Origin of the sequence: Candidatus Reidiella endopervernicosa, from assembly GCF_013343005.1 — a bacterium.
GTDB lineage: Bacteria > Pseudomonadota > Gammaproteobacteria.
In genome coordinates this window covers 386,545-410,370 of sequence record NZ_CP054491.1, presented here as the reverse complement: position 1 = coordinate 410,370, position 23,826 = coordinate 386,545, and the positions used below count along the sequence as shown (strand labels likewise).

28 protein-coding genes and 3 pseudogenes are annotated in these 23,826 nt (G+C 54.6%); 26 read left to right on the top strand and 5 right to left on the bottom strand.

The features are described 5' to 3' along the window. The first annotated feature begins 67 nt into the window (after positions 1 to 67). The 10 genes and pseudogenes from HUE57_RS02255 to HUE57_RS20045 all read left to right on the top strand — a co-directional run bounded on the left by HUE57_RS02255 (position 68) and on the right by HUE57_RS20045 (position 5,803). Positions 68 to 991 (top strand): SPFH domain-containing protein, encoded by a 924-nt coding sequence (locus HUE57_RS02255; protein WP_078482918.1) that lies wholly within the window; start codon positions 68 to 70, stop codon positions 989 to 991. Positions 992 to 994: 3 nt separating this feature from the next. Further along, complete coding sequence (locus HUE57_RS02250; protein WP_078482919.1) at positions 995 to 1,441, top strand: NfeD family protein; 447 nt, start codon at positions 995 to 997, stop codon at positions 1,439 to 1,441. 35 nt (positions 1,442 to 1,476) lie between these two features. Continuing rightward, positions 1,477 to 1,903, top strand: a pseudogene (locus HUE57_RS02245) (rhodanese-like domain-containing protein). A gap of 402 nt (positions 1,904 to 2,305) precedes the next feature. Further along, positions 2,306 to 3,177, top strand: a pseudogene (locus HUE57_RS02240) (ABC transporter substrate-binding protein). Between the two features lie 73 nt (positions 3,178 to 3,250). Further along, on the top strand, positions 3,251 to 3,655 hold the full coding sequence (locus HUE57_RS02230) for a hypothetical protein (protein ID WP_174672650.1): 405 nt from the start codon (positions 3,251 to 3,253) through the stop codon (positions 3,653 to 3,655). Between the two features lie 87 nt (positions 3,656 to 3,742). After that, entirely contained in the window at positions 3,743 to 3,916 is a 174-nt protein-coding gene (locus HUE57_RS02225; protein WP_174672649.1) for a PDC sensor domain-containing protein, read from the top strand. A gap of 70 nt (positions 3,917 to 3,986) precedes the next feature. Next, positions 3,987 to 4,655 (top strand): PAS domain S-box protein, encoded by a 669-nt coding sequence (locus HUE57_RS02220; protein ID WP_174672648.1) that lies wholly within the window; start codon positions 3,987 to 3,989, stop codon positions 4,653 to 4,655. Continuing rightward, the gene (locus tag HUE57_RS02215) at positions 4,652 to 4,921 is read left to right on the top strand and encodes a PAS domain S-box protein (RefSeq protein ID WP_272902052.1); all 270 of its coding nucleotides are present in this window, start codon (positions 4,652 to 4,654) and stop codon (positions 4,919 to 4,921) included. Before HUE57_RS02220 ends, HUE57_RS02215 begins: the two co-directional genes overlap by 4 nt. Before the next feature lie 58 nt (positions 4,922 to 4,979). After that, entirely contained in the window at positions 4,980 to 5,687 is a 708-nt protein-coding gene (locus HUE57_RS02210; RefSeq protein ID WP_174672646.1) for a sensor histidine kinase, read from the top strand. Further along, positions 5,687 to 5,803 carry an ATP-binding protein gene (locus tag HUE57_RS20045; protein ID WP_174672645.1) on the top strand — a complete coding sequence of 39 codons (117 nt, stop codon included), beginning with the start codon at positions 5,687 to 5,689 and terminating at the stop codon, positions 5,801 to 5,803. The genes HUE57_RS02210 and HUE57_RS20045 overlap by 1 nt, the downstream gene beginning before the upstream one ends. A gap of 350 nt (positions 5,804 to 6,153) precedes the next feature. On the opposite strand, the gene HUE57_RS02200 is transcribed toward HUE57_RS20045, so the two are convergent. Beyond that, on the bottom strand, positions 6,154 to 6,441 hold the full coding sequence (locus HUE57_RS02200; protein ID WP_174672476.1) for a hypothetical protein: 288 nt from the start codon (positions 6,439 to 6,441) through the stop codon (positions 6,154 to 6,156). Positions 6,442 to 6,765: 324 nt separating this feature from the next. On the opposite strand from HUE57_RS02200, the gene HUE57_RS18860 reads away from it, so the two are divergent. The 3 genes from HUE57_RS18860 to HUE57_RS02185 all read left to right on the top strand — a co-directional run bounded on the left by HUE57_RS18860 (position 6,766) and on the right by HUE57_RS02185 (position 7,591). Further along, positions 6,766 to 6,903 (top strand): DsrE/DsrF/DrsH-like family protein, encoded by a 138-nt coding sequence (locus HUE57_RS18860; RefSeq protein ID WP_236860745.1) that lies wholly within the window; start codon positions 6,766 to 6,768, stop codon positions 6,901 to 6,903. Positions 6,904 to 6,983: 80 nt separating this feature from the next. Next, positions 6,984 to 7,148, top strand: coding sequence for a sulfurtransferase TusA family protein (locus HUE57_RS18855; RefSeq protein ID WP_420885704.1), 165 nt, complete (start codon positions 6,984 to 6,986; stop codon positions 7,146 to 7,148). Positions 7,149 to 7,252: 104 nt separating this feature from the next. Beyond that, entirely contained in the window at positions 7,253 to 7,591 is a 339-nt protein-coding gene (locus HUE57_RS02185; protein WP_174672643.1) for a TetR/AcrR family transcriptional regulator, read from the top strand. Positions 7,592 to 7,806: 215 nt separating this feature from the next. Here HUE57_RS02185 and HUE57_RS02180 read toward each other — a convergent pair whose 3' ends face one another. Both HUE57_RS02180 and HUE57_RS02175 read right to left on the bottom strand, forming a co-directional pair. Beyond that, the gene (locus HUE57_RS02180; RefSeq protein WP_174672642.1) at positions 7,807 to 8,304 is read right to left on the bottom strand and encodes a hypothetical protein; all 498 of its coding nucleotides are present in this window, start codon (positions 8,302 to 8,304) and stop codon (positions 7,807 to 7,809) included. A gap of 137 nt (positions 8,305 to 8,441) precedes the next feature. After that, complete coding sequence (locus HUE57_RS02175; RefSeq protein WP_174672641.1) at positions 8,442 to 8,666, bottom strand: hypothetical protein; 225 nt, start codon at positions 8,664 to 8,666, stop codon at positions 8,442 to 8,444. A 507-nt stretch (positions 8,667 to 9,173) separates the two neighbouring features. Here HUE57_RS02175 and HUE57_RS02170 point away from each other — a divergent pair. From HUE57_RS02170 to HUE57_RS02160, 3 genes are read left to right on the top strand one after another with little or no spacing between them, the layout of a single operon-like run. Continuing rightward, the gene (locus HUE57_RS02170) at positions 9,174 to 10,361 is read left to right on the top strand and encodes an acetylornithine transaminase (RefSeq protein WP_174672640.1); all 1,188 of its coding nucleotides are present in this window, start codon (positions 9,174 to 9,176) and stop codon (positions 10,359 to 10,361) included. Positions 10,362 to 10,389: 28 nt separating this feature from the next. Beyond that, the gene (locus HUE57_RS02165) at positions 10,390 to 10,941 is read left to right on the top strand and encodes a transglutaminase-like domain-containing protein (RefSeq protein WP_236725784.1); all 552 of its coding nucleotides are present in this window, start codon (positions 10,390 to 10,392) and stop codon (positions 10,939 to 10,941) included. Between the two features lie 21 nt (positions 10,942 to 10,962). Continuing rightward, a complete protein-coding gene (locus HUE57_RS02160) occupies positions 10,963 to 11,376 on the top strand; it encodes a GNAT family N-acetyltransferase (protein WP_078485033.1) in 414 nt (137 codons plus the stop codon). A 43-nt stretch (positions 11,377 to 11,419) separates the two neighbouring features. Here HUE57_RS02160 and HUE57_RS02155 read toward each other — a convergent pair whose 3' ends face one another. Beyond that, positions 11,420 to 12,526, bottom strand: a complete 1,107-nt coding sequence (locus HUE57_RS02155; protein ID WP_078485034.1) for an HD domain-containing phosphohydrolase — start codon at positions 12,524 to 12,526, stop codon at positions 11,420 to 11,422. Positions 12,527 to 12,794: 268 nt separating this feature from the next. Here HUE57_RS02155 and metH point away from each other — a divergent pair, with 268 nt between their 5' ends. The 9 genes and pseudogenes from metH (at position 12,795) to HUE57_RS02115 (ending at position 21,381) form a co-directional block, all read left to right on the top strand. Beyond that, on the top strand, positions 12,795 to 16,481 hold the full coding sequence (gene metH, locus HUE57_RS02150; protein ID WP_078485035.1) for a methionine synthase: 3,687 nt from the start codon (positions 12,795 to 12,797) through the stop codon (positions 16,479 to 16,481). A 114-nt stretch (positions 16,482 to 16,595) separates the two neighbouring features. Next, positions 16,596 to 16,820 (top strand): hypothetical protein, encoded by a 225-nt coding sequence (locus HUE57_RS02145; RefSeq protein ID WP_174672639.1) that lies wholly within the window; start codon positions 16,596 to 16,598, stop codon positions 16,818 to 16,820. Positions 16,821 to 17,470: 650 nt separating this feature from the next. After that, positions 17,471 to 18,028, top strand: a complete 558-nt coding sequence (locus HUE57_RS02140; RefSeq protein WP_236860668.1) for a hypothetical protein — start codon at positions 17,471 to 17,473, stop codon at positions 18,026 to 18,028. Beyond that, complete coding sequence (locus HUE57_RS02135; RefSeq protein ID WP_174672637.1) at positions 17,929 to 18,621, top strand: GGDEF domain-containing protein; 693 nt, start codon at positions 17,929 to 17,931, stop codon at positions 18,619 to 18,621. Before HUE57_RS02140 ends, HUE57_RS02135 begins: the two co-directional genes overlap by 100 nt. A 231-nt stretch (positions 18,622 to 18,852) precedes the next feature. After that, the gene (locus tag HUE57_RS02130; RefSeq protein ID WP_174672636.1) at positions 18,853 to 19,278 is read left to right on the top strand and encodes a hypothetical protein; all 426 of its coding nucleotides are present in this window, start codon (positions 18,853 to 18,855) and stop codon (positions 19,276 to 19,278) included. Positions 19,279 to 19,309: 31 nt separating this feature from the next. Further along, complete coding sequence (locus HUE57_RS02125) at positions 19,310 to 20,119, top strand: LamG domain-containing protein (RefSeq protein WP_174672635.1); 810 nt, start codon at positions 19,310 to 19,312, stop codon at positions 20,117 to 20,119. Positions 20,120 to 20,253: 134 nt separating this feature from the next. Next, a pseudogene (locus tag HUE57_RS20120) lies at positions 20,254 to 20,361 on the top strand (IS30 family transposase); the annotation flags it as partial. A 304-nt stretch (positions 20,362 to 20,665) separates the two neighbouring features. After that, on the top strand, positions 20,666 to 21,004 hold the full coding sequence (locus tag HUE57_RS02120; protein WP_174672634.1) for a hypothetical protein: 339 nt from the start codon (positions 20,666 to 20,668) through the stop codon (positions 21,002 to 21,004). Beyond that, positions 20,986 to 21,381 (top strand): hypothetical protein, encoded by a 396-nt coding sequence (locus HUE57_RS02115; protein WP_174672633.1) that lies wholly within the window; start codon positions 20,986 to 20,988, stop codon positions 21,379 to 21,381. The genes HUE57_RS02120 and HUE57_RS02115 overlap by 19 nt, the downstream gene beginning before the upstream one ends. 23 nt (positions 21,382 to 21,404) lie before the next feature. Here the strand turns inward: HUE57_RS02115 and HUE57_RS02110 are convergent, their stop codons facing one another. Continuing rightward, positions 21,405 to 21,797 (bottom strand): type II toxin-antitoxin system RelE/ParE family toxin, encoded by a 393-nt coding sequence (locus tag HUE57_RS02110; protein ID WP_174672632.1) that lies wholly within the window; start codon positions 21,795 to 21,797, stop codon positions 21,405 to 21,407. Positions 21,798 to 22,346: 549 nt separating this feature from the next. Here HUE57_RS02110 and HUE57_RS02105 point away from each other — a divergent pair. Continuing rightward, entirely contained in the window at positions 22,347 to 23,693 is a 1,347-nt protein-coding gene (locus HUE57_RS02105; RefSeq protein WP_174672631.1) for an ATP-binding protein, read from the top strand. The last annotated feature ends 133 nt before the right edge of the window (positions 23,694 to 23,826 follow it).

Here is a 23,826-nt window from a genome sequence, read left to right as displayed (position 1 = left end):
GCGGAGCGGTGCAGGTGTTACGCTCTAATCTAGAAAACAGACCAGTTAATAGGGTAAGGAGAGAGAGATGGAAGGATTTGCCTCGTTTGTGTTGTTCCTGCTTGTAATGGGTGTAGTGCTGATATTCATGGGCGTCAAAACGGTGCCGCAGGGGATGCAGTACACCGTGGAGCGTTTTGGTCGTTATACCGGCACGCTGTACCCGGGCCTTAAGTTCATTGTGCCGGTGATCGACAAGATCGGCTCGAAGATGAATGTGATGGAGCGGGTGATGGATGTGCCCTCGCAGGAGGTCATCACCAGGGATAACGCCATGGTCACTGTTGATGGCGTGGTCTTCTTCCAGGTGGTCGATGCGGCCAAGGCCGCCTACGAGGTCAATCAGCTGGAGCTGGCGATCCTCAATCTCACCATGACCAATATCCGTACCGTGATGGGGTCAATGGATCTCGATGAGCTGCTCTCCAAGCGAGATGAGATCAACGCACAGCTGCTCAATGTGGTCGATGATGCCACCACCCCCTGGGGTGTGAAGGTGACCCGTATTGAGATCAAGGATATTTCGCCGCCACGCGACCTGGTCGATGCGATGGCCCGCCAGATGAAGGCGGAGCGCGAGAAGCGCGCCAATATCCTTGAGGCTGAGGGTTTCCGTCAGGCGGCCATTCTCAAGGCTGAAGGTGAGAAACAGAGTGCGATCCTTGAGGCGGAGGGTGAAAAAGAGGCCGCCTTCCGTGAGGCGGAGGCACGCGAGCGTCTGGCCGAGGCCGAGGCGAAGGCGACCGATATGGTCTCCCAGGCGATTGCCAAGGGTGACATCAACGCCATCAACTATTTTGTTGCTACCAAGTATGTGGAGGCGTTGCAGAATATCGCCTCGGCACCGAATGAGAAGCTGGTATTGATGCCGCTTGAGGCCTCCGGTGTGATCGGTGCCATCGGTGGTATCGGTGAGCTGGCCAAACAGGCCTTCAACAAGACGGGAGTTTAACTAATGGGCGAGCTACTGCAGGGCCTCGACCACTGGCATTGGTGGATTCTGGCCGTGGTGCTGGTGATTCTCGAGATATTTGCACCCGGTACCTTCTTCATGTGGATGGGTATTTCGGCCGCTGTGGTGGGTCTGCTGGTACTGGTTGCCCCCTCGACCGGCTGGGAGTATCAGGTACTGATCTTTGCCATTCTCTCGGTTAGTAGCGTGCTGGTGTGGCGTGCCTGGTTCAAACAGAGCCCAGAGCAGACCGATCAGCCCAACCTCAACCGCCGTGGACACCAGTACGTCGGCCGCATCTTTACCCTGGAGGAGCCGATTCTGAATGGCACAGGAAAGGTCAAGGTCGATGACACCATCTGGAAGATCGAGGGTACCGATTGTGAGGCGGGCAGCAAGGTAGAGGTGGTTGGTGTCGACAATGTCGTGCTCAAGGTTGAACTACGCTAAATCTATGGCGATCCGAAGTGTAGTGGAGATTCACCATGGCTGATTATGAGCTACAACACCTGACCCCCAAGGCGGCATTTGAGCTGATTGAGCAGGAACCGCGCGCGATTCTGGTCGATGTGCGCTCCAACATGGAGTTTCTCTTTGTCGGCCACCCCAAGGGGGCGGTGCATATTCCCTGGATCGACGAACCCGACTGGGTGGTAAATCCTAATTTTGTCCGCCTGATACGCGAGTTGATGCTGGGAGGCATCATCTGTGACGGTGACGCAGGCTGCGCACCGGTGATCCTCATCTGTCGTAGTGGCAAGCGCTCAGTCGATGCGGGTAATGCCCTGATTGAGGCGGGTTTCAACGAGGTCTATAACGTACTCGATGGTTTTGAGGGAGAACGAGACGAGAACCATCGGCGCAGCACCCTGGGGGTGGCGCTTTGATGGATTGCCCTGGGAGCAGTGTTAGGTGTACCTGTCAGGAAGAGAACATAACGAGAAACTATCCGTCCGTGATTGAGAAGAGGGTAGTCATTGAAGTGAAGTAAGCATGGGTTATCTCGGTGAAGAGGTTATGAAGCTCCACAGCGGACTGCGTAGTGGATTGCTATTTTGTGCCATGTCATCGCTGCGGTCGTTAACAATCTATTACAGAGAAGATTAGTAATACGGTCGGACTCTCAATTATCATGCACTGAAGCGCCATGAGCGACTAACCCCTAAATTAGTCCCGATGGCGACTGTTAAGCTGACTGGAAATGGAGTTCATCATTGCTAAAAACTGTCGATTAGCCTACTGCTGATAGCTGTAATCACGGCTGCCGTGGTGCTATTGCGTGGTGGTGAGGAGCCTCGCACCGTGAAGGTCGGTATGGTTCTGTTTACGGCGATCAACAGCGAGACCGCCTCAGGATTGGTGGAGGGGCTGCATGGTTACGGATACCGTGAGGGTGTGAATGTTGAGTTCGTCGGCCGAGAAGTCGTCACCTCGGCTGATCAGCTCGATGCGCAGGTAGCTCATGTCATAGCGGCGCGGCCCGATGTGATCGTCTCTACCAGTACGCCAGGCACCCTGGCGACCCAGAAACAGGCGGCACCACTGAATATTCCAGTCGTCTTCGCGCCAGTAAATGATCCCTTTACCAGTGGCATTGTGACCAACTACAAACAGCCGGGTGGCAACGTAACAGGGATTCGTCTGGCGAGTAGTGACGGAAAGCGTTTCGAGTGGCTACTTAGATTGAAACCATCGATAGAAAATGTCTATTTCCCTTACACCGCAGGTGACCCGAGTGCAGAGGCGTCACTGGGGCAGATCCGTGCCGCAGCGCGTAATCTGGATATCGATCTGCTGGCGATCGGTGCTGACACAGAGCAGGAGATTGATCGCCTGATTGATCAAATGCCAGAGCAGACAGATGCGATCTTTCTACCCAGAGACAGCCGCATTGAGGCCAATGTGGCGCTGTTTGTTGTCGCAGCCGAAGCGGGTTCGATGCCGCTATCGGCACCGAGCAAACAGCAGGTCGATCAAGGGCGCTCTTCTGTTACGGCTTTGAGCATCGTCGTATAGGGCGACAGGCGGCACGTCTGGTGGCGGAGATTCTCAAGGGCACCGATGTGGGTAACCTGCCTGTAGAGACGGCTGAGAACTACAGCTTTCTCAATATGAGGAGCGTCGAGGCGATCAATCTAGACATTTGGGATTCTATGCTGCGGCAGATGGATGAAATCATCAGGTAACGACAGAGATGACTGAGGTAAAAGAGATTCTCTGCGCCGGAGACTGACGGTTGCACTGCTGGCGATATCGATCGTGCCGCTTACCGTGGCAGGGATGCTGCTCGGCTGGTATAGCTACAATACCCAACTCGATCGAGTCTTTGCACAACAGCAGCGCGAGGCGAGCAATGTTGCCAACAAGGTGATCGTCTTTCTTCAGGATGCCTCTCGTGAGGTTGAAGAGTTGAGTCGTTTCCAGACCTTCTACACGCTTCCCCAGAAGCAGCGCGAGTACATGTACGAACTGCTGGTGCGGGAGAAGATCTACCGTGAGCTCTATGTGGTTGATGCTGACGGTTCGGAATTCAACATGGTGACGATGCGAGATGAGAACTACAACAGCGAACACCATAACTGGAGCGGGCGACCTGAATTTCAGGCGGCGATTGAAAAAAACAAACCAGTTTCGGAAGAGTCTCTTCGAATCGCTCACTGGTGAGCCGATGCTCAATATGGTTGTCCCGCAAATTGATCTGCGCAGCGGTGAGGGCATAGCGCCATCGTTGCAGAGCTGCGCCTGAAGGGGTTGTGGGGCGAAATTCTGGCTCAGAGCCGAGGTGAGCATAATCTGGTCTATCTGCTCGATCAGGAGGACCGGGTGCTCGCCCATCCCAACCCCTCGGTGGTGTTGCGAGAGACCCATTTCGACACACAGCATCGGGGCGTTATTGCCGCCGGTATCTCAGGGGGCGTGCGGTGATCTCAGCGCTGCCAGTGGACGTCGGTCAGCTCCACTTTCATGTTGTTCATGAGATCGCTTTGTCGAGGCGATGCAGCCAGCGATCCGCACCGTCTCGGTGGTTGTCGCTATTATTGTGGCAACGCTGCTGTTGGCGCTCTACATGGCCTTCTACGGTCTACGTACGATCTTCAATCCGGTTGAACAGTTGACCGCCACAGCGCGCCAGATCAGAGCGGGTGATCTGCAGGCAACGGCCAAGGTCGACAGCCACGACGAGCTGGGCGAACTGGCGACGGCCTTCAACGGTATGACGCGTGATCTGCGTGAAACTCTCGATGAGCTGAACAGCGAGATTATCGAGCGTGAAAGTAGAGAGCTGGCACTGGAGAAGAGCGAGCGTTACAACCGTACCCTGTTTGAGGAGACACCGATCGGTCTCGCTCTGGCGACCATGGAAGGCAGGCTGGTTGATGTGAATGAGGCCTATGCGCAGATTGTCGGGCGTTCGATCGATGAGGTGATGCGACTCAGCTATCTCGATATCACACCGGTTGAATATTTGCAGGCGGAGCAGCAGAAGCTCGCAGGACTCGAGCGTAGCGGCCGTTACGGTCCCTACGAGAAGGAGTATATCCACGCCGATGGCCATCGTGTGCCGGTGCTGCTTAATGGACTGATCATTGAGGATGAGGAGAACCGCTACATCTGGTCAACGGTGGAAGATATCACCGAACGTAAAAGGCTGAGCATGCGCTGACCAGTTCCGAGGCCGATCTGCGCGCCATCCTCGACAACATGTCCGATACCTTTATCCGTACCGATCTCTACGGGGTGATAGAGCGCGTCTCGATGTCGGTCACCGACCTGCTTGGATATCGCGAGGATGAGCTGTTAGGCAGAGAGACCTCACAATTCTATGTCGATGCCAATGATCGGCAGCAGATGCTGCAGAGGCTCGAGCAGGAGGGCGAGGTACACGACTATGAGATGCAGTTCCGTCGCAAGGATGAGCAGATCATCTGATTTCGCTCAATGTGCAGCCGCGTCTTAACCAGCAGGGTGAGAGCATTGGTATGGAGGGGTGCTGCGCGATATCACCCTGCGCAAGGCGATGGAGCAGGCGTTGCGTGACTCACACGATGAGTTGGAGCGGCGTGTAGAGTTACGTACCGAACAGCTTCTACTTGCCAAGGATGAGGCGGAGCAGGCCAACCGTGCCAAATCGGAGTTTCTCTCCCGCATGAGTCATGAGCTGCGCACGCCGATGAATGCGGTGCTCGGTTTTGCCCAGTTGCTCGAGGTCGATGAGGCGCTGGGTGAGGATCAACTCGATAGTATTCAAGAGATACTGCAGGCGGGCAATCATCTGCTGGAGTTGATCAATGAGGTGCTCGATATCGCACGAATCGAGTCGGGCCGTTTTGCACTGATCTGTGAAGAGGTCAATCTAGAGCTGCTGTTTGAGGAGTGTAGCAAGCTGATGCAGCCGCTACTGCTGCAGAGATCTCTCAGTCTGAGTAGTGATGTGGCGGTCTGTGATGGTCTTGAATTCTATGGTGACTACACCCGCATCAAGCAGGTCGTGCTCAATCTGCTCAGCAACGCGGCTAAATATAACCACGATAACGGTAGCATCGAGTTGAGCTGTGGCCTCTTTGAGGAGCGAGTGCGCATCAGTGTTACCGATAGCGGTTTCGGCATTTCCGAATCACACCAGAGCGAGATGTTCGAGGCCTTCAACCGTCTAGGCCAGGAGGGAGCCAGATTGAGGGCAGTGGTATCGGCCTGATGATCTCCGATAACCTGGCACAGGCGATGGGCGGAAAACTGGGTTTTGTCAGCCGTGAAGGTGAAGGCAGCACCTTCTGGATTGAGCTTCCAATCGCGGGCCTTCGCAAGACATAATCGCCATTCGCACGGACATTTCGTACCCACTTCGATAACCGAAGGTTATCAAACATCCACGCACAGTTCTGTGCGGCATAAGCGTCTAAGTCATTATTTATCAATATGATGGGTATTGATCGCGGCGTATTTTGTATCTGAATTTCTCTCTCTTTAGCGGTTTCACCTTGACAGAGTAAGACGGCTGTATTATTTATTTAATTACGAATTAGACAGTTGTCTTACTTGTTATGTGAGTGGTTGCGATGGCTACGGCAGGGCAGCAGATTAGAAAAGGTATCGCCTCGCTCGCTGACCGCCATGGAGAGCGAAGTGAGGGCGGTTAGTCCCCGATAGTCGACGCCGTCTGCCTATTCGTAGTTGAGAGCGCGAGCGAACGACGAAGAAGATGCAGCAGCGGCTTTATGTCGGCGTAGAGTCACTGAGGGAGTTGTGTAGAGCCGCGAAGAGGTGATTACGCAACGAACGCAGGACGGTCGGGGCGCCGTAGGCATAAACGGTCGCGTTAAGTTTTTGCTGTTTGCTTGGGCTTGGATGCCCAAAACAAACTTTCGCAAAAATAGCGACTCCCCGGTGACCGAGAAACAGGTGGCCGAGCGTGAGGCGGCACACGCCCCGTCGATGGCGATCATCGCCACCAGGGGCACGCGCGATATGGCCTACCCTTGCTTCAACGGGCGCCGCACTCGGCTGGGAGGTCTCGATCTTTACACCTTCATTGGCCTCGAGCTATTGAAGAGGATCTCGACCTGAAGGTCACACCGATCGGCATCACGGCGATGCCGATGAAGCTGCCGGTCGGACCCGACTGGTTCCAGCGTATCAACTGGAAGTTGCCCAACATGGTGATGAACAACCTGCCCGGATTTGAGGGCATGGCCAAGGGCTGTTTGGCAAAACACTGAGAAAAAAGTGTCGCAAAGGTCGGTGAGCTGCGTGAAATCTGTATCGAGTCGGAGGTGATGCTGGTCGCCTGTCAGATGATGGTCGACCTGCTTGGCTACCAGATCGATCAATTCATACCCAAGGTGACCGAATGGGTCGGTGCCACCTTATTCCTGCCCGTGGCCGCCACGGCCGATGTTGGGCTTTTCATCTAGCAATAGGAGCACGAAATGGAGCATGCAATAGCACAGGAAGTAGACGCCGAGGACTCAGCTGTCCGCTACCGATTCTGCGTATGAAGAAGGCGATGGGCAGTGTCATCAGTGGTGATGTGGTGAAGATGTTTGCCACCGATCCCGGTTCGGTAAAGGATATGGAGGCGTTCTGTACCCAGACCGGAAATGAACTGATCGAGACGGGGAGGAGAGTGGTGCCTTCACCTTCTGGTGAAAAACCGTAAGGTGATGAGTGGCTACCTACACAGGGAGGTGTATGCCGCCACGCGCTGCAATGAGCTGAGGTGGCGCGATATAATAGCCGACAACAGCTACTGGATACCGGGTAATGAAAGAGAAAGGGCAGGCCAACCGACAACGTATCGTAGAGGCAGCCAATGAGCTCTTCTACCACAAGGGTTTTAACCAGACCTCATTTGCTGAGGTGGCAGAGAAGTCTGGAATCCCGAAGGGCAACTTCTACTACTACTTCAAGAGCAAGGATGAGCTGTTGGCCTCGGTAATAGATGATCGACTCGCACAGACGAAGACCATGCTCGCCTCCTGGGAGAGTGGTTTCCAGTATCGAAACTACGCCTGCACCGTTTTGTGCAGATTCCCATTAGTGAGCTTGAAGGCATCGTTCAGTACGGCTGCCCAATGGGATCACTCAATGTCGAGCTGGTAAGGCGGAGGCGGGTTCAAAGCAGCATGCCGCTGAGATTTTCACCCTGTTTGCCGACTGGCTGGAGAAGCAATTTAGAGAGATGGGTTACGCAGAGCAGAGCCGAGATCAGGCGTTACATCTGTTGAGCATTGCCCAGGGGCCTCGCTACTGAGCTACGTCTATAGCGATGGTGAGATTCTGGAGAAGGGATGAAGCGCCTTCACGACTGGATCGAGTCACTGAAGATAAAAACACGGATTCTGATCTGAACTGGGCGCTCTGCCTAAACTGAATACATCCCCGTCCACGCCCCTCTTGAAATCGATCTCAAGCCTGGAGGGTCGCATCTTCTGCGCATGGGCAGAGTCGAGATCGCGAAGCACTGGATAGTCGGCGGCAAACTCCTCCGGATTACAGGCGGTTGATTGAACCGGCCTGAAGGCGACACTGAAGCGCTCGTTAACAGCAAGCGTGGGGTGGTCGAAAGCGTGCTGATGAAAATGGACCAGCTTCTTCACCACGCAGGAGAAGTAGAGCTGCATCTCAACCACCAGAGGCTGATCAAGCGTCGTCATGATTCGCTCGGCCCGCCCGGTCCACTCAATATCGAGTGGACTGCCTCGTAGCACAATTCGTGCACGGTAGCGGTTTGGATTAAGCAGCTTGTCGATGCCGTAAAGAGGGTTGAGCAGGTTGCCAAAGCTGAAATAACCGCGATGTAGATAGAGGTTCATTCTGTAACTCCATAACGCTGCTTTGGGCGGCAGCAGACGTATTAGACCCGCAAGATCGTTCGATTATTGCAGTGACAGACAAACGGACGCAAACAGCGGTTGCGTACAACCGCTGTGCATGGAGCAAGCTAACGTCCTTAAAGCTCGATCAATGAAGCGTGTACACCAGACTCGGCTGCAATAGCTATCAGGTCGTGGGGGCAGAGCTCCTCTGGATCGTAGGCAACAAACATCAGGTGCGCCTTTTCACTGTGCAGGTGAGGCTGCAGTCCACCAGTACGATTACCAAACGAAGCGAGCAGATCTTTCTGTTGCTGATCAGATAGATCTTCATCAATATGCATCAGGATTTCAGTCGTCATCACCAATCCTCCCATCCGGGTTGCTACTAGCAATAGCTTAGTAGATTGGTTGGTAATATGGGGAGGTCATGAGAGAGATAAGTTTTATTGATCGGTTGACACGCTGCGGTGAAGTTCTGCAGACTGCAGCCATGAACAACCTCAAACCCATGGCACTACGAATGCGTTTCATGCTGCGACTACGCGGCGTGAACACGGTTCTGTGTGTATTGGGGAAGGGGTAGCGTTAGCGCAAATTAGCTGACAGCTAAGCAGGAAATCCAAAGGCCGCAGATCCGAGAGATCTGCGGCCTTTTTTATGCCCAGGGATGGGCGGTATGCCGCGGGCGCAGGGATGCGCAGGAGCGGCCTGCTTGATCATCGAAGCCCTGGTTAGGGCAGGAACAGTAGGGTGGGTTGAGCAAAGCGATACCCACCAATGGCGAAGAACGCTGACATTTGTTGGGTTTCGTTAAAACTCAACCCACCCTACGCATTACCAACGTAACGACAAAAAGGAGAGAAGTGATGAATACCCGTTTCAGTTCAATCATGCCGATTACCAACCGGCCCGAGACCCGCTTTGTTGAGGGTAAGGGCGTGTGGCTGATGGACGAGATGGGCCGACGCTATCTCGACTTCATGCAGGGATGGGCAGTCAACACGCTAGGCCACTCGCCAAAGGTCGTTGTCGATGCGATCGCAGAGCAGGCGGGGCGTCTGATGAATATCGGACCTGCCTTCTACAATGAACCGATGGTGGCACTGGCTGATCAGATCACCGCCCACAGTGGTCTCGATGAGGTCTTCTTCGCCAACAGCGGTGCCGAGGCGAACGAAGGTGCGATCAAGCTGGCACGTAAGTGGGGCACAAAACAGAAAAACGGTGCCTTCGAGATCGTCACCATGCAGAACGGATTTCACGGCCGCACGCTCGCAACGATGTCGGCCAGCGGTAAGCCGCAATTCGAACTTCTTTTTGAACCGAAGGTTCCCGGTTTCATCAAGGTGCCGTTTAACGATATCGGTGCAGTAGAGGCCGTGATCGGTGAGCAGACTGTGGCAGTGATGCTGGAGCTTATTCAGGGTGAAGCGGGCGTGATACCCGCTGATCTCGACTTTGTACAGCAACTGCGTGAGTTGACCAGTACCAACAACTGCCTGCTGATTATTGATGAGATCCAGACCGGCATCGCCCGGACCGGCCAGCTATTCGCTTTTAACTACTACGGCATCGAGCCCGACATCATCACTCTCGGCAAGGGGCCGGGTGGTGGTGTGCCGCTTGCCGCGTTGGTGGCAACGCATGCGGTGAGCTGCTTCGAGCCGGGAGATCAGGGGGGCACCTTCAACGGCAATCCGGTGATGTGCGCAGCCGGATGTGCGGTGTTTGAGGCGGTGACCAGTACGCAGTTTCTCGCAACCGTCGAACAGTGTAGCGCTCAGCTGGTCGATGCACTTGAGGGATTGGCGAAAAAATATGGCCTGGGAGGCGTGCGTGGTCGGGGGCTGCTGCTGGCGCTCGACAGCGGTCCGTTATCGGCGGTGGAGATAGCTGCTGCGGCATTTGAAGGTGGTCTGCTGGTCAATGCGCCACGCACCGATACGCTCCGTTTTATGCCGCCGCTGAACGTCAGCGCGCAGGAGATTGGCGAGATGGTGGCACGGTTGGAAAGGGCGGTAGAGCAGGTTATCAGGGAGAGAGAGGGTGAATAGTTCAGTTATTAAGATAGAAAAATACCTGGTGTCGTCAGAAATAATCGACTTTGACGATATTGATGTGGCAAACAGGGCTAAACAGCTCGCAGGTGGGACCACGCTGGAGGTGGCGCAGCGCTGCTTCGAATGGGTGCGGGATGAGATCGATCACAGCAACGACATCGGCGCGCAGCAACTCACCTGCAACGCCAGCGAGGTGCTCCGAAAGGGGCACGGTCTCTGCTACGCCAAGAGTCATCTTCTGGCTGCACTGCTGCGTGCCAACGCCATTCCGACTGGTTTCGGCTACCAGCGTTTGTATGACGATGCGGGCGACTATATGCTGCACGGCTACAACATGATCCATATCGGTGAGCAGGGGTGGTATCGGGTCGATGCGCGTGGCAACAAGCCGGGTGTTGATGCGCAGTTCATGCCGCCGCGGGAGCAGCTCGCCTGGCGTGGCGATGGGCCGGGTGAGTGCGACTATCGCATCAACCTCGCCGAGCCGTTACCGCAATTGGTGAGGGTGTTGCACAGTGGGCTGACGGTCGCTGAGGCGTGGTCGTTCTTTCCAAAAAGCGTGCCGATGGGATAGCAGAGACAGGGAGTGACAAGCGTGATCGAGTATAAAAATGAGGTGCCGGACATCAAGGATTACTGGCCACTCTATCTGAGCACCGGTTGGAATGAGGTGTTCAAGATGGATGCAAACAGTGTAGAGCGTGCGATCGGCAACAGCAGCTTCGCCGTCTCGGCCTATTGGCAGGGAGAGCTGATCGGGTTTGCGCGCGCGGTCTCTGATCGGGTGATGTACGCCACCATCTACGATGTGATGGTGCTACCGGAACAGCGAGGCCGGGGAATAGGCAGTGAACTGGTCGCCAATATCACCCGTCAGTGCAAGGCGGCGGGGGTCTATAGCGTGCATCTGTTCGCCGCCGACGGCACCGAGCCGTTCTACCAGCGTTCAGGTTTTCAGGCACGTCCACCCAGCATGCCGGGTATGCGTTACGAGGCTGAAGAGGGGTAGCGCCGCTAGATCATGCTCTCATCGGTGAAGGTGTTGCGAATCGTCACGACCTCGTCGAGGCGCGAGGCGAGGGCGGCGACCGACTCCGGGCAGTATTTGATGCCGCTGTTGGCCGCCAGTTCGGCCATTGCCTGCTCCACGCTCCACGCTTTTTGTAGGGGCGGTGGCTGGTGAGCGCATCAAAGACATCGGCGACGGAGATGATGCGCGCCTCGAGGGGAATCTTCTCGCCGACCAGACCGCGCGGGTAGCCGCTGCCGTCGTACGCCTCGTGGTGGCAGATGGCGATGTTCTTAAGCATCTCGATGTAGGGGAGTTCGGCGGCATCGAAGTTATTGACGATCATCTCGATCATCTCCAGCCCCTTCTCAGTGTGGTGCTTCATCTGCTCAAACTCCTCATCGGAGAGTTTGCCGGGTTTGAGCAGAATCGCATCGGGGATGGCGATCTTGCCGATGTCGTGGGTCGGTGCGAACTGGAAGATATATTCGACAAACTCATCATCGAGACCATATCTGGGTGCAATGGTCTGGGCGATCAGGCGTGAGTAGCGCGCCATCCGCTCCAGATGGCTGCCGGTCTCGGGGTCTCGGTGGTGGGTGATTGACTGGGTGGTGCGGACAGCGGCGATCAGGGTGTCGATTGAGCGTGCCACATGGTTGATCGACAAGGAGAGCAGCTGCAGCAGCGGGTCGATGAGATTGAGTACCTCGTCGCTGAAGCAGTCGCTCTGGCGCGAGTTGACGAAGATGAAGCCGAAGAAGTTGCCGTCGAGGTACATCGGCTTGGTGTAGCTGGAGCGAAAGCCGTGCTGCGCCAGCTTCTTGCTGTGGAGCTTGTCACTGTCGTGCAGTGCGATGGGCATGTTGGCAATCACCCGCGACTGCCCCGAACGCACGATCTCCAGCAGCGATTTCGTATCGCTCAGGCGCGCCTGGTAGAAGGAGATGGGGGAGTCCTCGCCTGGACAGCGGATGAAGGTCTTAACGATGTCGCTCTGGGCATCGTAGAGCGCGACGGCGATGCGATCGACAAAGGGGTGGGCTCGTTTGACCTGCTGGTAGATGAAATCGAGCTTCTCGCTCGGCGAGAGGCGCTCGCCCAGCGCACTGAGCAGATCGCTGTGCTGATAGATGACCCTCTCTTCCATCTTATTGTCGCTCGCTCCATGGAACCGCTTGTTGTTAAAGCAGAGTGTAGTTGCTGATAGTCGAATTGACTGAGCCGCATGATCTGATTTTGTGATGGTATGGCTGGCTTGAGCCGGGGGAGGTGTAAATGCAGTATGGCCGTCGCTTACGGGCGCGATAAAGCACAAAACATAGGGTTTATGGGCGTAAATGCGCTTAAAACGTACGTTATGATAGGCGGCCCGTGTTAATATCGCCGCCTCCTTATATATAGATTCGGTTAGAGCAATGTCTGAGAAGAAGCCCACCTCACTCCACTACCACCTGCAGCAGCGCATCCTGATTCTCGATGGCGCGATGGGCACCATGATCCAGCGCTATGAGCTGGGCGAGGCCGACTACCGTGGCGAACGCTTTGCTGACTGGGCCTCTGATCTGAAGGGCAACAACGACCTGCTCAGTCTCACCCAGCCGAAGATCATCCGAGAGATCCATGAGCAGTATCTGGAGGCGGGCGCCGACATCGTCGAGACCAATACCTTCAACTCCACCAGCGTTTCGATGGATGACTACGGTATGCAGGCGCTGGTCTACGAGCTAAACGTAGCCGGTGCCAGGCTGGCGCGCGAGGCGGCCGACAAGTTCACCGCGCAGAATCCCGATCGTCCAAGGTTTGTTGCAGGTGTGCTCGGCCCAACCGGTCGCACCGCCTCGATCTCGCCCGATGTGAACGATCCGGGCATGCGTAACGTCACCTTCGATGAGCTGGTCGAGACCTACACCGAGGCGACCCGAGGCCTGATCGATGGCGGCTCCGACATCATCCTGATCGAGACCGTCTTCGACACCCTCAACGCCAAGGCGGCGATCTTCGCCGTGCGTGACTACTTCGATCAGAACGACGTCGAGCTGCCGATCATGATCTCCGGCACCCTCGCCGACGCCTCCGGTCGTACCCTCTCGGGACAGACCGCCGAGGCGTTCTGGAACTCGCTCTCGCACGCCGAGCCGATCTCCTTCGGCTTCAACTGCGCGCTCGGCGCCGCCGAGCTGCGCCAGTACGTGGAGGAGGTCTCGAAGATCGTCACCTGCCACGTCAACGTGCACCCCAACGCCGGTCTGCCCAACGCCTTTGGCGGTTACGACGAGACCCCCGAGCAGATGTCTGAGCAGCTCAAGGAGTGGGCCGAGTCGGGCTTTCTCAACATTGTCGGCGGTTGCTGCGGCACCTCGCCCGACTACATCAAGGCGATCGCCGAGGCGGTCGAGGGTATCGCGCCGCGTCCGCTGCCCGAGGTAGCAAAGCAGTGTCGTCTCTCCGGTCTGGAGCCGTTCAACATCGGCGAGGATTCGCTCTTCGTGAACGTCGGTGAGCGCGCCAATGTGACCGGCAGCGCCAAGTTCAAACGGCTGATCCTGGAGGGTGAGTATGACGAGGCACTCTCGATCTGCCTGGAGCAGGTGGAGAACGGTGCGCAGATCATCGACATCAACATGGATGAGGCGATGCTTGATGGTGAGCAGGCGATGGTCACCTTCCTCAACCTGATCGCCGCCGAGCCCGATATCGCCAAGGTGCCGGTGATGCTCGACTCCTCCAAGTGGGAGATCATCGAGGCGGGCCTGAAGTGCGTACAGGGCAAGGGGGTGGTCAACTCGATCTCGCTCAAGGAGGGTGAGGAGAAGTTCATTCACCACGCCAAGCTGCTTCGTAAATATGGTGCGGCGGTGATCGTGATGGCCTTCGACGAGGAGGGGCAGGCCGATACCTTCAAGCGAAAGACCGAGATCTGTCAGCGCTCCTACGACGTGCTGGTCAACAAGGTCGGTTACCCCGCCGAGGACATCATCTTCGATCCCAACATCTTTGCGGTCGCCACCGGTATCGAAGAGCACAACAACTACGCGGTCGACTTCATCGAGGCGACCGGCTGGATTACAAAGAATCTGCCGCACGCGATGATCTCCGGTGGCGCCTCCAACGTCTCCTTCTCCTTCCGTGGTAACAACCCGGTGCGCGAGGCGATTCACTCCGTCTTCCTCTATCACGCCATCAAGCAGGGCATGACCATGGGCATCGTCAACGCCGGCATGCTCTCGGTCTACGACGACCTGCCCGCTGAGCTGCGTGATGCCGTAGAAGATGTCGTGCTCAACCGTGATGCCGATGCCACCGACCGCCTGCTGGCAATCGCTGACAACTATCGCGGTGACGGTGCACAGGCGAAGAAGGAGGATGAGTCGTGGCGCAGCTGGGAGGTCGCAAAACGTATCGAACACGCCATGGTCAAAGGCATCGACAGCTACATCGTTGATGACACCGAAGAGGCGCGCCTCAGCTTCGAGCGCCCGATCCAGGTGATCGAAGGTCCGCTGATGTCGGGCATGAACACCGTGGGTGATCTCTTCGGCGAGGGCAAGATGTTCCTGCCGCAGGTGGTCAAGAGCGCACGTGTAATGAAGAAGGCGGTCGCACACCTGATCCCCTTTATCGAGGCAGAGAAGAGCGAAGGCGCTCAGTCCAATGGCAAGGTGCTGATGGCCACCGTGAAGGGTGATGTGCACGACATCGGCAAGAACATCGTCGGCGTGGTGCTGCAGTGCAACAACTTCGAGGTGGTCGATATGGGCGTGATGGTGCCCGCTGCCGACATCCTCGCCAGGGCGAAGGAGGAGAGTGTCGACATCATCGGTCTCTCCGGCCTGATCACCCCATCGCTTGAAGAGATGGTCCATATCGCCAAGGAGATGGAGCGCCTCGGTAACACCATTCCGATCATGCTCGGTGGCGCGACTACATCGAAGGCGCACACCGCCGTGAAGATTGATCAGCACTACCAGCAGCCGACGATCTGGGTGAAGGATGCCTCGCGTGCCGTCGGCGTGGCGCAGAACCTGATCTCCGAGGAGTATCGGGAGAGTTACCTTGCAGAGGTGAGTGCCGATTACGAGCGGGTGCGCGAAGAGTACGCCGGTCGTCAGGCCAAGGTGAGCTACGTTTCGCTGGAAGCGGCGCGTGCCAACCGCACCCCAATCGACTGGGCAAACTACCAGCCACCCGCACCGACTAAAACCGGCGTGCAGGTGTTCAAGAATATCGACCTCAACACGCTTACCGATTACATCGACTGGACCTTCTTCTTCCACGCCTGGGAGCTGAAGGGTCGCTATCCAAAGATTCTGGAAGATGCCGAGAAGGGCGAAGAGGCACGTAAGCTCTTAGCCGATGCCGAGGCGATGTTGAAAAAGATCATCGATGAAGAGTGGCTTGAGGCGCGTGCCGTGGTCGGCATCTTCCCGGCCAACAGCACCGAGGATGACGATATCGTTTTAGCGGGGATACCTGGCGAAGAGATCGCACGCTTCCACATGCTACGTAAGCAGACCAAGCAGCCCACCGGAAGGTTCAACGAATCACTCGCTGACTACATCGCGCCGATGTCGAGCCGTGTCACCGATCACATCGGTGGCTTCGCTTGCACCGCCGGTATCGGCATCGACGCCAAGGTCGCCGAGTTCGAGGCCGACCACGACGACTACAGCGCGATCATGCTCAAGGCGATCGCCGACCGTCTAGCCGAGGCGTGCGCCGAGTGGCTGCACAAAGAGGTTCGGACCAAGGTCTGGGCCCACAGTGCAGATGAAGTGCTCGATAACGAAGCACTAATCAAAGAGGAGTACCAGGGCATCCGCCCGGCACTCGGCTACCCCGCCTGCCCGGAACACACCGAAAAGGGAATCCTCTGGAAGCTGCTCAATGTCGAAAAGAACATCGAGCTGCAGATCACTGAAAGCTACGCGATGGTCCCCACTGCCGCCGTCTCCGGTCTCTACTTCAGCCACCCCGAGAGCCGCTACTTCAGTGTTGGAAAACTGAACGAAGAGCAGGTGACCGACTATGCGAAGCGAAAAGGGATGGAGCAGAGCGAAGCCGAAAAATGGCTTGCGCCCAACCTGGGCTACGAGGCGAAATAAACCAGAATGACGTACACGACTGCATGGATGCAGGATGCGAAGTAAATGCCAAGAATTGGCTGGCAGACTGATTAAGTGAGGAATGATTGTGAGCGCTATTACTAAGGATGGGAGTTGTCGGTTTATGACTGGCTTATCATGCAAGCGTTCATAATCAGCTGGGAAGGTCAGGCAGAAAACGCCAGAGAGATCGCAGCTGCTCTGAGCAGTGAGGTTGATGCGCTCCACGTTATCTACTCCAACCACTCTGATCGTGCCGAAGAGGGGCTGGAAACTGGACTCAGGTTCCCGATGACTGGTTCTTTGGAAAGAAGTTTTCCCGTAGTCTGGATCTTTTGATGGTGAGGTACTGCTGCTCATTCAGGCAGATGCGCAGTGTGATGACTGGCCGCAACTGGTGAGAAGATGTCGCGGCGCTTTTCCAAGAAAAGGGTCGGTGTCTGGGGCCTGGCGTTGATCACACACCACACGACTACGACTTTCTACAACAAAACCATCGTCAAAACGCGAGCTACGCCATGCCATAAATATCGATGCCATCGTGGTTGCATACTCACACTCTGTGGTCGAAAGAATGCGTGGATTTAACTACGAAGATAATAATCTTGGCTGGGGTATTGATTGGGCTGCGAACTGTTACTCGCGCGTAAACAGTCTTCATGTATTGAGAGACAGATCGGTAGAGGTGTCTCATCCGCAAGGACGTGGTTACGACGCTGATGAAGCAATGAGACAGATGGAATCGTTTCTGGAGCAGATGAACGAACAAGAGAAGATTCAGTACACGTTGCTCATGACGTATAGGGGTATCGATAATGCAAGAACGAAAAAAGGTCAGCCGTTCAATAAGAGCCATCGTCAGCAACGGAGCGCACGGATGAGATGCTTTGTGTGCTTAGTAAAAATGGGATTTATAGGCTGCTCGTAACTGTTATGAGTCGGCTTGAGTTTGGTTTGAATTATCAGCGGGAGTAGAGATGCCATTTCCAATGCAAGTCATCCTGATAGTCGGCGCAACCGGCTATCTGCTGACAGCGCTGCTGTTTTTCATAGCGCGAACCATGCCGCGGACCAACCCCGGTGCAGGATGGTGGGGACTCTCCTCGCTTGCGGCGGGTACAGGGTATATCGCACTACTGGTGCTGGGCATGAGCGGAAGGCCCGAGCTGGGTGAGGCGCTCTATAACACCCTCTTTGTCGTTTGGATTGTCTCGCTCTATATCGGTGGTTCGCAGTTTCTCTACCTGAAGGTCAACACCAAAACGCTGTTATCCCTGGCTGCAGTGGTCGTGCTCTGGCTTAGTTATTTCAATCATATACAGCCTGAATTCCTACCGGCGGCGGTTGCTGTATCGCTCTTCTGTGGTTTACTTAATCTGCACTTGGCGTGGCTCTTTGCCACCAAGATGGTTCGCAACAGTGCCATTAAAAAGCACTGGTGGTGGCGTTGGCAATCAGCGGCCTCCACTGGCTCGACTACCCGCTGCTACGCCCGATTGAATCGTTTGCTCCAATCGGCTTCTCACTCTGCGCAATCATCTCGGTAGCGATCAACAGTCTGCTTGCTGGCATGTTGTTGCGACAGTTTCGTCATCGCATGTTGGAGGCTGAAGAGATGGCAGTCGATTCCGCCACGCACGATCTACTCACCGGCCTCAACAATCGCATGGCCCTCAATACACTCTTTGATCAGGTCATGGCGCAGGCGCGACGCAATGAGACAGAGATAGCCATGCTCTATCTCGATCTCGACGGTTTCAAACCAGTTAACGACCGTCTGGGTCACCGCGCGGGTGATGAGGTGCTGATAGAGGTGGCGAAACGGATCACATCCGTGGCGCGTGAGTCGGATGTCGTGGCGCGTATTGGTGGAGATGAATTTGTGGTAATCCTCACTGGGCTAAAAGGTGGAGAGCGTGCCGATGCCGAACCGATTGCAGAGAAGATCGTCGATGTGATTAACCTACCGATGAATATTGCAGGAGAGGGGTGCCGCCTGAGCACCAGTGTCGGTATCGCCTATTGCCCATCACAGGCGAGAGCCTCGACAAACTGCTCAACCTCGCCGACAAGGCGTGTATGTCACCAAACATGGTGGCAAGAACGGGTTCACCATCGCCGAATCGGCCTGAAGGAATGACCCTGTTAACCGAAGGCGATATCGGTTATTAATAGTGGGCAAGGACTAATAACAAGAACAGGGAAGAGTGTTCATGGAAGCGAACAACACAGAGCAGGATAGCGAACAGAGCCATACCCTATCTCCATCATCGTGGTATGTGCACCTACTCGGCGGCACGCTCCTGACACTCGCCCTACTCGATATCTTCTACATTGTTGCCGCCTGGCCCGTTGAACTGCCAAACCAGCCGTGGACAAGCTGGGGCTATCGATCTACTTCACCAAAGAGCAGTCGTTACCCGACGAGATACGGCTGCTGATCATCGTTATCCTCTGCGGCGCCCTCGGCAGCCTCATCCACGCCCTCAAGTCATTCATCAACTTCACCGGCAGCCAGAAATTCAAGGCAGCCTGGGTCTGGTGGTATCTGCTGCGTGCCCCGATGGGTGCGCTGCTGGCGCTGGTCTTCTACTTCGCACTGAGAGGCGGCTTGTTGCTGCTAACCAACGGCAACACAGCAGCCGATTTCGAAGTGTTTGGCATCGCAAGTGTCGCGACGCTGGTTGGGCTCTTTACCGAACAGGCAACAGCAAAATTAAAAGAGTTATTCGACACCCTCTTTACTCCTAAGCAACAGAGAGAGTTGCCGGATAGGTTGGAAGATGTTGAGAAGTAGAATCGACCCTGAAAAGGGTAGGTAATTAATAATGAAAATAGTGAAAAGGGGCGTTTTAATGGGTGGGTTAGTACGAACAAGGGTTTTGCTGCTGGTGATGAGTCTAGCGTTTCTATCGGGGTGTTTGGAAACGGCCTCAATTGTGAAAAGTTTAACGGAGGATACGAGTGATTCTGAATCTGATAGCGGACCAAAATTAGTTGAGTTTGAGGAGGCCTATTATACATTTGATGAGGTGGTCGGCGGGGTGTATGAAAATTTATATGACGACTTTCTCGAGGGTGAGCCATTCGGTGTGTCTGTGGTAGATGGAAAAGTTAACAATGGCCTCTATTTCGATAGCAGCTCAACGAACTATGTCAGATTGAATGACTATGATGGCAAGTCCGTAACAGATATGATATTTCCAGATGGTGAAATGAGTTTTGAAGGATGGGTGAAATTCGAGTCGCTTGATCTAGCAACCAAGTACCACTTCTTTGGCGATCAAAACACTGGTGTGAAAAGTTTTAAAGCGGAGGTGGTTGATGGGCAGTTTAGAGTAATAATTTACGATTGGTCCGATACCACGGAATTGGTCAGAACTAGCTACGTATTCGGGTTGGACACCTGGTACCACATAGCATTTACATTCGATGGTGTTAACTCGAGGTTTTATATTGATGGTGCTCTAAATAACTCGGCCACAGTATCTGGCGCACTTAGTCGAGTAGGAAATGACCTCTATATTGGTGGTGGGCATGGTATGAATACCTTTCCAGGCTATATCGATGAGTTTGGTTACTACAGCCGCGAGCTAACAGCAGTGGAGGTAGCTGCATCGTATAACGCCAATAAGTAGCAGGAATAATGATCGAGTTACCTGATGGTTGTGTGATTGTATGGCGAGTGGGTGTGATAAAGGGTGCTGACCTCTTTAGTCAAATGGTGATGTAATTGCAAGTGGATTATTGGTGGATCGAAATGAGAAGAGGATGGCTACTCATTACGCGGCCACGAAAAAGGTACGGATTTAGAACGCCACAAGAAATGATGGAAAACGAACTAAAAGGAGGTCTTGTCAGTGTTGCACTTGATTCTTGAGTCTAAGCTGACACATTTAACAGAAGTTCTTGAAAGAACGGGGTCGTATAGAAATTAGTTGTCCTGTTAGCATTTGACAGGTGGGTTGCTGTTTTACCTGCAAGTAGTAACTTTATGATTTACGCTACAGTTGCATGTGCATAATCATGCTGTCTACATAAGTCAGCAGCCCATAGAGTCTTTGTTTTATATCATCAAAGGAAAGCCGTGTTAGGTGGGTCGGGTGTTGTGTGGTATCAACTGCCCATCAGTTTATTCATTGTTTTAACCTCGAAATAGTTTGTGGAAGGGGTCGGGGCGTACTGTGCCAATAAGAATCTATACGCTAGGTACGGCGCTGGCGCGTCTTGTCGCTGCGCTCTTCATCGCTTTACCGCTGTTTGCATGGGCTATCTATCTGGTCCACGACAACTACTGGCAAGCTAATCTGATGAGTTTCATCTACGTTCTGCCGATCATTATTCTGCCTGTCGTCTATGTCTATTTCGGAGCGCGCGCACTGCTTAGCCTCTTGGTTGTTGCTGCGTTGATAGGTGGTTTGGTCTATGTCGCTTATTCCTATCAGCTAATCGACGCACAGCTCCCTGGAGATGGCGACGCGGTGATTTTCGTGATGGTCTCGCTATGCTCTTCTGTCCGCTGAATATTGTAATATTTGGCTGGATTCTGTGGAGAACTACACTCTGGATCGAATTTGGCCCTAGCCTGAAGTTTCGCACCTGGCTGCGCGAAGAGCAGCTTACCTGGCACGATGTCTATGTGGTCGAGATAGCGCCTACGGTCGTACGCAAGGGACCCATTGCAATCAAGTATCGACTGGCTAGTTTGGCGCTTGAGGATGGGCGTGTATTTAACTTCCGTATCAGTAATAAGGATGAGCAGCGTCTGCGTGAATTGATGAAGTGGCTGGGGCGCGAGCTGGTCGAGGGGAGGGTGACGAGGTCGGTAGTTGGATCTAGAGCTGCCACGATGTATAGGAGAGGTATATATAAGGGGCCAGTACCCTTTAAGTGTGGATAAGAAGTCCGTGTCAGCCCATTTATCTACAAGAACTTTGTGATTGGCAGTTCTGTTACTTCAATATTGCTTTTTATGTGCGCAAGATTCCCCATTGCAATCTTTGCATCCTTCTTCGGTGTCTTTTGACTCTTTTTAATAAACCCATGCAGTAGCGCAATATCGTTGTGTGGGGTTTTTGTAAACATGATTCGTGCTGACTCTTTGCTGCAATCGACGCGAAGTTTGTAGATGGTTCCTTTGTAGCCCCAAATCTTTGGCTTCAGTATCTTCAGGCTGTTGCTCATGAAGATCTCATTGGCCTCACTATATGCCTGAAGCTTTTTGCAGATGGCGGCGGCGAGCTCTTCGGAAACACTGTTTAAAAATGCTTCGAACGCTGATGGGCCATTCTTCTCTTGTATGGTGAGTATTTTCATGTGGAAAAATATGACGTATTCAAGGCAAGTAGCCCGGATGAAGTATAACGCAATCCGGGTTGACCAAAATCTAACCCCGGATTCTGCTTCGCGTCATCCGGGCTACATGACTGCTTGATGCGGAAGGGTTTAGCACTCTTTTCAAAATGGGGTTGGATGAAACTGTGCGCCACAGGTGATGAAGTCGGTGTTATGCCTCCGATTACAGGTTGCAATGCTTAGTTGTGAGAAGTGTTGTAGAAAGAGTTTGTTAAGTGGTTTATAAAAGTGCTGGTGAGTAGAGGCTCACGGCTCAAATAAGAATAAGAGAATCAGGAAGGGAAATGGATAGCGATTTGGATATCGACGAACTCAGCGAGTTTCACCGCATTGTCATGGATAACAGTGCCATGTGGCTCAATGTGCTGGATAAAGATGCCAGGGGGTTATGTGGAACCGGCCGGCGGAGAAGATCGGCGGCTACAGCCGGGAGGAGGTGCTTGGCCGTAACGATATCTGGGAGCTGCTCTACCCGATGAGGCCTACCGCAACTACGTCTTCTCGCGAGCAATGGATATCATCGAGCAGGGACTGGCGGTAGAGAACTTTGAGACCACCATCCACTGCAAGAACGGCAGTGAGCGCGTCCTCTCCTGGAACTCACACGATCTGAAGGATGCTGATGGCGAGGTGATTGGTTCGCTGGCGCTGGCGAAAGACATTACCGACATGCACCACAGTCAGGAGGAGCTTAAGCATGCGCTGCAGCAGGCTGAGTCGGCCAGCAAGGCTAAGGATCAGTTCATCGCCGCCACCAGCCACAAGATTCGTACTCCGATCACCGCCATCCTCGGCATAATCGACCTGCTGGCGAAAACGGAGCTCTCTGATAAACAACGTGAGCACCTTGATGTGGCTCGCACCGCCACTAACATTCTCAGCACCACCATGGAGGATGTGCTCGACGTGGCGCGGCTCAAGGGTGGTCAGTACCAGCTTGATGAGAGAGAGGAGGCGCTCAGCTCATCGCTCGAGGATATCGCCACCATTCTCGGCAACGATGCGCGTAACAAGGGGTTGGCGTTCCATGCCGAGATTGGTAGTGAGTTGCCCGAGCGGATCATTGTCGACCACGCGCGTCTCCATCAGATATTGATGAATCTGGGCTATAACGCCATCAAGTTTACCGAGCAGGGGGCTGTCACCCTGCGTGCCCATCTGGACGAGGAGCGGCCCGATGTTCTGCGTCTCACCGTCAGCGATACCGGTATAGGTATCCCGGACGAGAAGATCACCTCCATCTTCGAGCCCTATGAGCAGGCCGACAACTCCATGTCACGCAAACATGGCGGCCTCGGGCTGGGGCTTGCGATCGTCGCCCAGCTGATCGACCTGATGGGAGGCGATATCGAGGTCTCGAGCGTCATAGATGTCGGCACCATCATTACCGTCGAGCTACCTTTCACCGTAGGAGCATCGGAGCACAATGGCGAGGCGGAGACCGATTCGGCGAGCAAGGGCGGCGAGCAGCGCTCGCTGCGTATCCTGTTGGCCGAGGACAATCACCTCAACGTCATTGTCATCACCTCATTTTTCGATGAGATGCCCCATGCGCTGGAGGTGGCGGTCAACGGCAGGAAAGCGGTGGAGCACTATCAAGAAGAGCACTACGACCTGGTGCTGATGGATATCCAGATGCCAGAGCTCGATGGCAACAGCGCCATGCAGCAGATACGTGTGATCGAGCAGGACGAGGGGCGTAACGCCAGCCACATCATCGCGCTGACCGCCCACGCCACCGATGATGACCGCGCCAGGGGGCTGGAGCTCGGCTTTGACAACTACATCACCAAGCCGATCGACTACGGTGAGTTGATCGCCACGGTCGATCGGCTCGCCTCAGCTGCAAGAGCCTAAACCGGTAGCAGCTGGGCGGAGAATTTTGAACGTTTTCGATCGCTTTCTATCGGTGCGTGTTGAAGCTATGTCGTCAACACATGGTCGCTACAACCAGATTTCTGAGCCCGAAACCTTTGTCTTAATCATCATC

Excerpts from the sequence above, each read along its gene's own strand:
- HUE57_RS02185 (WP_174672643.1), top strand. The coding sequence starts at position 7,253 with ATGAAAGAGAAAGGGCAGGCCAACCGACAACGTATCGTAGAGGCAGCC.
- HUE57_RS02155 (WP_078485034.1), bottom strand. The coding sequence starts at position 12,526 with ATGGAAGAGAGGGTCATCTATCAGCACAGCGATCTGCTCAGTGCGCTG.
- HUE57_RS18855 (WP_420885704.1), top strand. The coding sequence starts at position 6,984 with ATGAAGAAGGCGATGGGCAGTGTCATCAGTGGTGATGTGGTGAAGATG.
- HUE57_RS02255 (WP_078482918.1), top strand. The coding sequence starts at position 68 with ATGGAAGGATTTGCCTCGTTTGTGTTGTTCCTGCTTGTAATGGGTGTA.
- HUE57_RS02175 (WP_174672641.1), bottom strand. The coding sequence starts at position 8,666 with ATGACGACTGAAATCCTGATGCATATTGATGAAGATCTATCTGATCAG.
- HUE57_RS02140 (WP_236860668.1), top strand. The coding sequence starts at position 17,471 with ATGCAAGTCATCCTGATAGTCGGCGCAACCGGCTATCTGCTGACAGCG.
- HUE57_RS02170 (WP_174672640.1), top strand. The coding sequence starts at position 9,174 with ATGAATACCCGTTTCAGTTCAATCATGCCGATTACCAACCGGCCCGAG.
- HUE57_RS20045 (WP_174672645.1), top strand. The coding sequence starts at position 5,687 with ATGATCTCCGATAACCTGGCACAGGCGATGGGCGGAAAACTGGGTTTT.
- HUE57_RS02125 (WP_174672635.1), top strand. The coding sequence starts at position 19,310 with ATGAAAATAGTGAAAAGGGGCGTTTTAATGGGTGGGTTAGTACGAACA.
- HUE57_RS02180 (WP_174672642.1), bottom strand. The coding sequence starts at position 8,304 with ATGAACCTCTATCTACATCGCGGTTATTTCAGCTTTGGCAACCTGCTC.
- metH (WP_078485035.1), top strand. The coding sequence starts at position 12,795 with ATGTCTGAGAAGAAGCCCACCTCACTCCACTACCACCTGCAGCAGCGC.
- HUE57_RS02110 (WP_174672632.1), bottom strand. The coding sequence starts at position 21,797 with ATGAAAATACTCACCATACAAGAGAAGAATGGCCCATCAGCGTTCGAA.
- HUE57_RS02250 (WP_078482919.1), top strand. The coding sequence starts at position 995 with ATGGGCGAGCTACTGCAGGGCCTCGACCACTGGCATTGGTGGATTCTG.
- HUE57_RS18860 (WP_236860745.1), top strand. The coding sequence starts at position 6,766 with ATGCTGGTCGCCTGTCAGATGATGGTCGACCTGCTTGGCTACCAGATC.
- HUE57_RS02220 (WP_174672648.1), top strand. The coding sequence starts at position 3,987 with ATGCAGCCAGCGATCCGCACCGTCTCGGTGGTTGTCGCTATTATTGTG.
- HUE57_RS02105 (WP_174672631.1), top strand. The coding sequence starts at position 22,347 with ATGGATATCATCGAGCAGGGACTGGCGGTAGAGAACTTTGAGACCACC.
- HUE57_RS02115 (WP_174672633.1), top strand. The coding sequence starts at position 20,986 with ATGCTCTTCTGTCCGCTGAATATTGTAATATTTGGCTGGATTCTGTGG.